Annotated in this window: 1 protein-coding gene; it reads left to right on the top strand. The window is 57.7% G+C overall.

Features of this window, described 5'->3' with window-relative positions:
• Positions 1 to 142: 142 nt before the first annotated feature.
• On the top strand, positions 143 to 1057 hold a 915-nt coding region (locus H5U08_RS19640), incomplete at its 3' end, for a protein kinase (RefSeq protein ID WP_297037122.1).

The raw sequence follows: 1057 nt of genomic DNA, 5'->3' as shown, positions 1-1057 counted from the left end.
AGAGCGGCTGCGTCAGGCGGATGAGCAGCAGGCTGGCCCCACCTCCGTCAAAGCTTTTCATGGGGAGATTATCCGGTGTCTTACAGAGTTGCCAAACAGGCCGCGCGTTCCGAAGCGAATCGGCGATTATGAGGTCCTTGAGATGCTCGATGAAAGGGGGCCCGTTCGTACCCTGCGAGCGCGGCATGCGGATGGGAGTGAGCGTCTATTGAAGCTCGTCCGCCGGCCGGAAACGGGGGATGTGGACAAGTTCTTGCAACTCGAACGAACCCTTCTGCGTGAATATGAGGTACTTAAGCGGCTGGGCGAAAAAGCAGTGGCACCTCGCGTCGAGCATTACTTCTCCTGGGAGGACGGGACCTTTTGGGTGATCCCAATCTGTCCGGTCGAGGGTGACTCACTGCGGTCGCACCGGTCCGCCGCTGTGCCAACGGCCAAAGAAATTTTGCCAGTGGTTGAATCAGCATTCCGCTCTCTGGCCAACGTTCATCAGGAGGGGGTGGTCCATCGCGCGCTTTCCCCGGATCGTATTGTTGTCGAGGAACGTGACCATAGCCCGTGGGTGATTTTTACGGATTTTGTGATCGCCCGCATTCAACACCAAGAGACGATAGCCAGCAAAGCTGAGGAGATGAAGCTCGATCCCGATTGCCAGTATCGCGCGCCGGAATGCAAATTGGCACTGGAGTTGGCGGAACCGACGAGCGACGTTTACAGCCTGGCAGCGTCGCTTTTTTTCTGGGTCACGGGCTTTGAGCCGGATGTGACCAAAGACGTGCCAGCGTTTCCTCCATTAACCTCGCAGCGCACCGACATCCCTGAGGACGATGCCAAGTTCCTCCAGCGACTTTTCAGTGACTGTTTGCAGGAAGACGCTAAGAAGCGTCCATCGGCCCGCGAGGTACTGGCGCGGATCGAGCAGGAACGGCAGCGACGGGAGACCGCAAAACGGAAAAGCCATTCCGAAGAACACATCTACGAGGAAGGTGAGCAAATCGATGACCAGCACCAGATCGTTCGCCATTTGGGCCGGGGGGCCACTGCCGACAGTTATCTG

It is taken from the genome of Thermogutta sp., from assembly GCF_014359955.1.
GTDB lineage: Bacteria > Planctomycetota > Planctomycetia > Pirellulales > Thermoguttaceae > Thermogutta.
The sequence above is the reverse complement of the archived record's forward strand: the minus strand, read 5'-3'. Positions and strand labels throughout refer to the sequence as shown.